Below are 7,006 nucleotides of genomic sequence, written 5' to 3' on the forward strand. Positions count from 1 at the left end.
TACATCACCGGCCGCTTCGGTTGATGATGTAACTCGCTGGGTCGTTTTTTGTTGATGAGCCCGGCATGCCTCTTGCTGGCTGGTGGCTCCTCAGGCACTGATCGGCGCCGTTGTTAATCCAAATATTTTCAGGATCAAATCATGGGTGAAAAACATCTTTCGACACAATTCGACGCCGAACTGAGTGGCATCTCCACGCGCGTGCTCGAGATGGGCGGTTTGGTCGAGTCACAGGTCGCTCAAGCGGTGTTGGCTTTGACGAGCTTCAGTGGTGATATGGCGAGCGTCGTGCTCAAGCAAGAGGAGGTGGTCAATGCGATGGAGGTCGAGATTGACCGTGACCTCTCCAGCATCATCGCTAGGCGCCAGCCAACGGCGCGGGATCTGCGCTTGCTGATTGCCATTTCAAAGACGATTGCCAATCTTGAGCGTGTCGGCGATGAGGCCGCGCGGATTGCGCGCACGGTGCAGCGCCTGATCAACGCGGGCGTCTCAAGCCGTTTGCGCTTGCCCATGAGTGATCTGGCTTTCGAGGCCGAGCTGGCGACCGCGCTTTTGCGCAAGGCGCTGGATGCATTTGCGCGCCTGGATGTGGAGCGTGCGGTCGAGGTGCTTAAGCAAGACGACCAGATCGACAAGGAGTTCGACGGTCTGATGCGCAAGCTCATCACCTACATGATGGAAGACCCGCGCACCATCTCGTCGTCGATCGATTTGATCTTTGTGGCCAAGGCGATTGAGCGGGTCGGTGACCACGCCAAGAACCTCGCCGAAGTCATCATCTATGTGGTCAAGGGTACGGACGTGCGTCACAACACGCCCGAGGCCGTTGAGACCATGGTTCGCTAAAACAAAGGAATCGCAATGAGTCGAGTTTTAGTGGTGGAAGATGAGTCGGCGATTGCCGAGCTGATTTCCATCAATCTGCGCCATGCGGGTTTTGAGGTCACGATCGCCGCCAGCGCCGATCAGGCGCAATATGAGGTGGACCGCATCTTGCCTGACCTGGTGGTGTTGGACTGGATGTTGCCCGGGCAATCGGGCCTGGCACTGGCTCGCCAATGGCGCGGTGCCGCGCGCACCAAAGAAATGCCCATCATCATGCTGACCGCTCGCGCCGAAGAGACCGACAAGGTCTCCGGCTTGGACGCGGGTGCCGATGACTATCTGACCAAGCCGTTTTCGACCAATGAGTTGCTGGCGCGCATCCGCGCCGTGCTGCGGCGCAAGGCGCCCGAGGCGCTGGACTCCCTGGTCGAGGTGGGCGGCTTGAATCTGGACCCGGGCACACGCCGCGTCAGTCGTGACGGCGCCGAGGTCAAGCTGGGCCCGACCGAGTTCCGCTTGCTGCATTTCTTCATGACCCATCCCGAGCGAGTGCATAGCCGCTCGCAGTTGCTGGACCGGGTCTGGGGTGACCATGTCTTCATTGAAGAACGCACGGTTGATGTGCATGTGAAGCGGCTGCGTGAGGCGCTGGAGCGGGTGCAGTGCGCGCGCATGATAGAGACCGTGCGCGGCGCCGGCTATCGCTTGACGCAGCAGATGGCGGTCCTGCCCATGTGAGTGCGCGCCTCGGCTGAGGCCGGGGCACAGCGGCAGTGAGTGGGCAGGGCTGGGCAGGGGCATCTTGGGGAGATCGCGTGAATTGGCTTTTGCCGCGTTTTGTGTTGGCCGCCCTGGCGGTGGTTGCGGGTGTGTTCTTTGGTCATTGGGTAGGCCGACTGCTGCATCTCCCGTTCTTGAGCGAGGCATTGAGCGCAGCAATCGCGGTCGTGGCGCTGGTGATCGTGGACGCCGTGCGCGGTCATCGCTTATTGCAATGGCTGCGCGGCCCTCAGCTTGACGCCGCGCCGCGTGATGCCGGTATATGGGGGGAACTGGGCTACCGGGTAGAGCGTGCGGTGCGTGAGCGCGACAAGGTGATTGCCAGCGAACGCCTGCAGTTGGAGCAATTCTTGTCGGCCATCGATGCCTCCCCCAATGGTGTGCTGATGCTGGATGCGCAGGATCACATTCATTGGTGCAACCGGGTGGCGGCCGACCACTTTTCGCTCGACCCCGTGCGCGATCTGCGCCAGCGCGTCACCAATCTGCTGCGCTCGCCCGCTTTCGTTTCTTTTCTTCATACTGAGAGCTACGAGACGCCATTGCTATTGAGCAATGTGCGGGGCTTCGGTACGCTGTCCGTCGTTGTCAAGCGTTATGGGGACGGCATGAAGCTGGTGCTTTCGCAAGACATCACCGAGCGCGAGCGGTCCGACGCGATGCGGCGCGACTTCGTGGCCAATGTGTCGCATGAGATTCGCACGCCTTTGACCGTTTTGGCGGGCTTTATCGAGACCATGCTGTCATTGCCCTTGACGGTGGCTGAACGTACGCGTGTCTTGACCTTGATGGGACAGCAGACCGACCGTATGCAAGGTTTGGTCAGCGACTTGCTGACGCTGGCGCAACTCGAAGGCAGCCCGCGTCCCACCGCCGATCGCTGGCTTGGTCTGGATGCCTTGCTGGCCCGCATCAATTCGGATGCAGTGGCCTTGTCGGGTGGCCGTCATCAACTGAAGGTTCAACTCGACACGCAAGTTGAGCTGGCCGGCGTCGAGTCCGAGCTGCTCAGCGCGGCGGCAAATTTGGTCAACAACGCCGTGCGCTACACGCCGGCCGGCGGCGAGATTGATGTGTCGTGGCGTGAGCTCGGCGATGGCTCAGGCGAGCTGTGTGTGAGCGACACGGGCTTAGGCATCGCGCGTGAACATCTGCCCCGCTTGACCGAACGTTTTTATCGGGTTGATGGCAGCCGGTCGCGCGAAACTGGCGGCACGGGCCTGGGCCTGTCCATCGTCAAGCATGTGATGCACCGGCATGGTGGCGAGCTGCAAATCGAGAGCGAGCCCGGCAAAGGCTCCAAATTCAGGCTGGCGTTGCCGGCTATTCGGGTGCGGCACGTGGGTGAGCCGGCCTTGGGTGTCGAGGCCGCCAACGCGCCGCGATAGCAAGGCAAGGGCGGTGCCGCGGCGACTAGCGCCGCCGCAAGACGGCAAAGCCGGATACACGGTCGGTGGGCCGCCTGACAAAAGCGATCTGCTCCCAACCGTCTGGAATAGCCGCATTGCTGGCCTGAAGCGCATAGCTGCATCGGCTGGCCATCAGTGCGTGTTTGCCATCGACCTGCCAATGTCCTTGAAACTCCAGCGCTGCCGACGTTGATAGCGCCTGCCCGGGCGTCGCTATGCAATCTGCGTTGGCCGGGATCAGCTTGCGCAGTTGCTCGACCAAGGGCCGGTTGCTGCGCGCATAGTCCAGCGGCGGCAACAGCAGCGTCATCGCCAGCAGCCAGCCCAAGGCGACACCGCCGGCCGGCAAAACCAGGCTTTTCCAAAGCGCATATTGATGTTTGGCCGTGCGCCAGCGCACCAGAGCCAGCCAGGCCAGCGTGGCCACAAGGGCAAAAAACAAGGCCAGAGCGTTGAAGCGGGGCTCAAACCCGATGGCCAACTTACGCAAATTGGCCATCGGCGTGGCCGGCCAGCCCAGCTGCATGGAGCTGTAGTACAGCCAAAAGAACAGGGCGCTGCCGCTGAAGAAGAAGACCGAAAACCAATCCACGGCCGCCGCGAAGCCGCGTTGCAGCGTCGGCAAGGCAAAGGCCGCCAACAGCGCCAAGGCAGGCAAGGCCAACAGTAGCGCTCGGTCGGAGCCGCCCATCAAGAGGCTGGTGGTGATGGGAATGGCGGCACACACCGAAGGCAAAAGCACATGCCGGCGTTGCCAATGGCTGCGCCAGCGCCACACCGTCCATGCCGCCAGAGGGCCTGCTGGCCACGTGAACCAGGCCAGCAGGTTGAACATGCGCAGACCTAAGCCGGCAGGCGATTCGGTGGTGATACGCCAGGCCCAGGCATTGAACTCCCAGGCGCTGATGGCCGACAGCAAGCCCGCCAACACCAGCCATTTCACCAAGGCGCGTGCCTCACCATAGCGCGAGCGACTGCACAGCCCGGCACCGATCGCCGCCAACACCATGGCCACGATGGGTGCACCGCTGGCCGCCAATACCGGCAGCGAGACCAGGGCCGCCCAGCGTGCTTTATCGGGGCGGTAGGGCGCCGCCGCGAGGCCGTATAGATACAGCGATGAGGCCAGCAGTTGCAGTAACTCCGGTGTCGTCTCATGGCCGAGCTGGAGCAAGCCGAGCGTCGCCATCAGGGCCAGCAACGCACCGTCGGCCAGCGCGCGTGCGTAATCAATCGAATGGGCTTCGCCGCCGAAAGCAAACGCCACCGGTTGAGCCGCTTCGGTGCACGCCAAGTGGAAGCAGCTGTACCACACCAGGACCAGCGTCAACATCAAAATGAGCGCGAAGGGCAGGCGGGCGGCGAAAGCCGCGTCGGCGAATGGCATCACCTTGATTGCAAGCGCGCCTATCCAGTAGGGCAGCGGCCCGCCTTCGGCCGCCACACCGCCAATCGCCGGCTGCCACCAAGAGGCATGACCTTGAGCAATGCTGGCCATGAAGCCAAACGAGCTCAGGTCGGCTTGGCGCCAAGGGTCACGCCCGAAGAGGCCCGGCAAGATGTAGGCGGCGCACAGCAGCAGCAAGGCAAATCTTGGCAGGCGCTGGGCGCCCCGTACGGCAACGACGGCAGGTGTAGGTAAATTCACGCGGTTTTTATTATTCAAGTCCAGATCAATATCATGCCGTATAGGTGCGGCTTTTCTTGCCCACCGAAGCCAAGACGACAAGTTCGGGGACGAAAAAAAGGCAGCCTAAGCTGCCCTTTGTTTTCAGCCTAGCAAGGCTTACTTCTTGGCGAAGCCCGCAAATTTGTTGCGGAACTTCTCAACGCGGCCGCCCAGCGAGTCAATGCTCTTCTGCGTGCCGGTGTAAAACGGATGGGTTTCGCTGGTGGTTTCCAGCTTGATCAGCGGCAATTCGCGGCCGTCTTCCATCTTGACGGACTCTTTGCTGCCCATGGTTGAGCGTGTCACGAACTTGAAGCCGTTGGACTGGTCCACGAAGCAAACTTCGCGGTAGTTGGGGTGAATGCCGTCTTTCATGAGGAACCTCTCGCTTAATTGCGATTCTTGCGAATCTGCGCTGACGTATCTACAGCCTCACCACACCATGTGGCGCACTTTTCGCCAGCGGCAAATCAAAGATTATAGCCTGAATTCGAGTGCTGCACCGAGTGGCAGTACTCAGGAGGCGCCATGGGATGGCGCCGGTGAAACCAACAGTCAAACTTGACTCAACCGCCTCGACGCATCATGTCGAAGAAATCGAGGTTGTTCTTGGTTGATTTCATTTTGTCCAGAATGAACTCCATCGCCTCGATCTCGTCCATCGGATAGAGCAGTTTGCGCAAAATCCAGCTCTTTTGCAGGATTTCCGGCTTCAGCAACAACTCTTCACGCCGGGTGCCTGATTTGTTGATCAGGATCGACGGGTAGACGCGCTTTTCGGCCATGCGGCGATCCAGATGGATTTCGCAGTTGCCGGTGCCCTTGAACTCTTCGTAGATCACCTCGTCCATGCGGCTGCCGGTGTCGATCAGCGCCGTGCCGATGATGGTCAGCGAACCGCCTTCTTCGACCTTGCGGGCCGCGCCAAAGAAGCGCTTGGGGCGCTGCAAGGCGTTGGCGTCGACGCCACCGGTCAGCACCTTGCCGCTGGACGGCAGGACGTTGTTATAGGCGCGGGCCAGACGCGTGATCGAATCCAACAGGATGATCACGTCCTTCTTCAGTTCGACCAGACGCTTGGCGCGCTCGATCACCATTTCGGCGACCTGCACATGGCGGGCGGCCGGCTCATCGAAGGTCGAGCTGATGACCTCGCCGCGCACGGTGCGCAGCATTTCGGTCACTTCTTCCGGACGTTCGTCGACCAGCAGCACGATCAGGTGACAGTCGGGATGGTTGGCCACCAGCGCATGCGCCAGTTGCTGCATCATCACCGTCTTGCCGGTCTTGGGCTGGGCCACCAGCAGGGCGCGCTGGCCCTTGCCGATCGGCGCGATCAAGTCAATGATGCGGCCGGTGATGTTTTCGTCGCTCTTGATGTCACGCTCGAGCTTGAACTGCTCCCTTGGGAACAAGGGCGTCAAGTTCTCGAACATGATCTTGTGCTTGCTCTCCTCGGGCGTCAGCTCGTTGACGCGGTCGACCTTGACCAGGGCAAAGTAGCGCTCGCCGTCTTTGGGCACGCGCACTTCGCCTTCGATCATGTCGCCGGTGTGGAGGTTGAAGCGGCGGATCTGGCTAGGGCTCAGATAGATGTCATCGGTGGATGCCATATAGCTGTCGTCGATCGAGCGCAGAAAGCCGAAGCCGTCCGGCAGGACCTCCAAAACGCCGTCGCCGAACACTTGTTCGCCGCCTTTGGCGCGCTTCTTCATGATCGCAAACATCAACTCCTGCTTGCGCATGCGGGCGACGTTGTCGATCTCCAACTCCTCGCCCATCTTGATGAGTTCGGAGACGTGAAGCGCTTTCAGTTCAGAAAGATGCATGGGTGAGAACCCGGTAGGTCGTCAAAGGTCCTGCCAAGGACCGGGGACAAATACGGCGGCAGCCCGTCGAGCGCCAATGAATGGCGAAACCGCGTGATGCCATAACAGTGGCGGCGGTGTCGCAGAGCAGACAAGGATGCGGGAGCTTGGGCGCCGAGTCCACGCTTCAACAATCACCGAAATGACCTGAGCGTGTTGGCAATTTGCTGCCGTTGTGGGCTGAAAACTGGGTTCAGTCTCGGCCTACAACAACAAACTATTCGCGATTATAGGTTAGCGTCGATGAAGGCGGTCAACTGTGCCTTGGACAAGGCGCCAACTTTCGTGGCGGCCAGCTGGCCATCTTTGAAAAGCATCAAGGTCGGGATGCCGCGGATGCCGAATTTTGCGGGTACGTCGCGGTTCTCATCGACATTCATTTTGGTGACTTGCAGCCGGTCGCCGTAGTCCTTGGAAACTTCATCCAAGATCGGCGCGATGGCCTTGCAAGG

At 60.6% G+C, this 7,006-nt stretch carries 7 protein-coding genes; 3 read left to right on the forward strand and 4 right to left on the reverse strand.

Going from position 1 to position 7,006, the window contains the following annotated elements; translation table 11 throughout:
• Positions 1–141: 141 nt before the first annotated feature.
• The 3 genes from phoU (at position 142) to phoR (ending at position 2,996) form a co-directional block, all read left to right on the forward strand.
• Positions 142–849 (forward strand): phosphate signaling complex protein PhoU, encoded by a 708-nt coding sequence (gene phoU / locus RMO57_RS18530; protein WP_310389171.1) that lies wholly within the window; start codon positions 142–144, stop codon positions 847–849.
• 15 nt (positions 850–864) lie between these two features.
• Complete coding sequence (phoB, locus tag RMO57_RS18535) at positions 865–1,566, forward strand: phosphate regulon transcriptional regulator PhoB (protein ID WP_310389173.1); 702 nt, start codon at positions 865–867, stop codon at positions 1,564–1,566.
• A gap of 77 nt (positions 1,567–1,643) precedes the next feature.
• Positions 1,644–2,996: a phosphate regulon sensor histidine kinase PhoR gene (gene phoR, locus RMO57_RS18540; RefSeq protein ID WP_310389175.1), complete on the forward strand. Its 1,353-nt coding sequence runs from the start codon at positions 1,644–1,646 to the stop codon at positions 2,994–2,996.
• Positions 2,997–3,021: 25 nt separating this feature from the next.
• Here the strand turns inward: phoR and RMO57_RS18545 are convergent, their stop codons facing one another.
• The 4 genes from RMO57_RS18545 to RMO57_RS18560 form a co-directional block, all read right to left on the reverse strand.
• Positions 3,022–4,665, reverse strand: coding sequence for a hypothetical protein (locus RMO57_RS18545; RefSeq protein ID WP_310389177.1), 1,644 nt, complete (start codon positions 4,663–4,665; stop codon positions 3,022–3,024).
• Positions 4,666–4,803: 138 nt separating this feature from the next.
• Complete coding sequence (locus tag RMO57_RS18550; RefSeq protein ID WP_310389178.1) at positions 4,804–5,061, reverse strand: type B 50S ribosomal protein L31; 258 nt, start codon at positions 5,059–5,061, stop codon at positions 4,804–4,806.
• Between the two features lie 191 nt (positions 5,062–5,252).
• The gene (gene rho / locus RMO57_RS18555) at positions 5,253–6,515 is read right to left on the reverse strand and encodes a transcription termination factor Rho (protein ID WP_310389180.1); all 1,263 of its coding nucleotides are present in this window, start codon (positions 6,513–6,515) and stop codon (positions 5,253–5,255) included.
• Between the two features lie 266 nt (positions 6,516–6,781).
• Positions 6,782–7,006, reverse strand: a 225-nt coding sequence (locus tag RMO57_RS18560) for a thioredoxin family protein (RefSeq protein ID WP_310389182.1), incomplete at its 5' end; no start/stop codon positions are given.

Source organism: Roseateles sp. (genome assembly GCF_031397715.1).
Classification (GTDB): Bacteria; Pseudomonadota; Gammaproteobacteria; order Burkholderiales; family Burkholderiaceae_C; genus Paucibacter_A.

What these genes read in the sequence shown, in the direction of transcription:
- phoU (WP_310389171.1), top strand. Translation starts at nt 142, where the DNA reads ATGGGTGAAAAACATCTTTCGACACAATTCGACGCCGAACTGAGTGGC.
- phoB (WP_310389173.1), top strand. Translation starts at nt 865, where the DNA reads ATGAGTCGAGTTTTAGTGGTGGAAGATGAGTCGGCGATTGCCGAGCTG.
- RMO57_RS18550 (WP_310389178.1), bottom strand. Translation starts at nt 5,061, where the DNA reads ATGAAAGACGGCATTCACCCCAACTACCGCGAAGTTTGCTTCGTGGAC.
- rho (WP_310389180.1), bottom strand. Translation starts at nt 6,515, where the DNA reads ATGCATCTTTCTGAACTGAAAGCGCTTCACGTCTCCGAACTCATCAAG.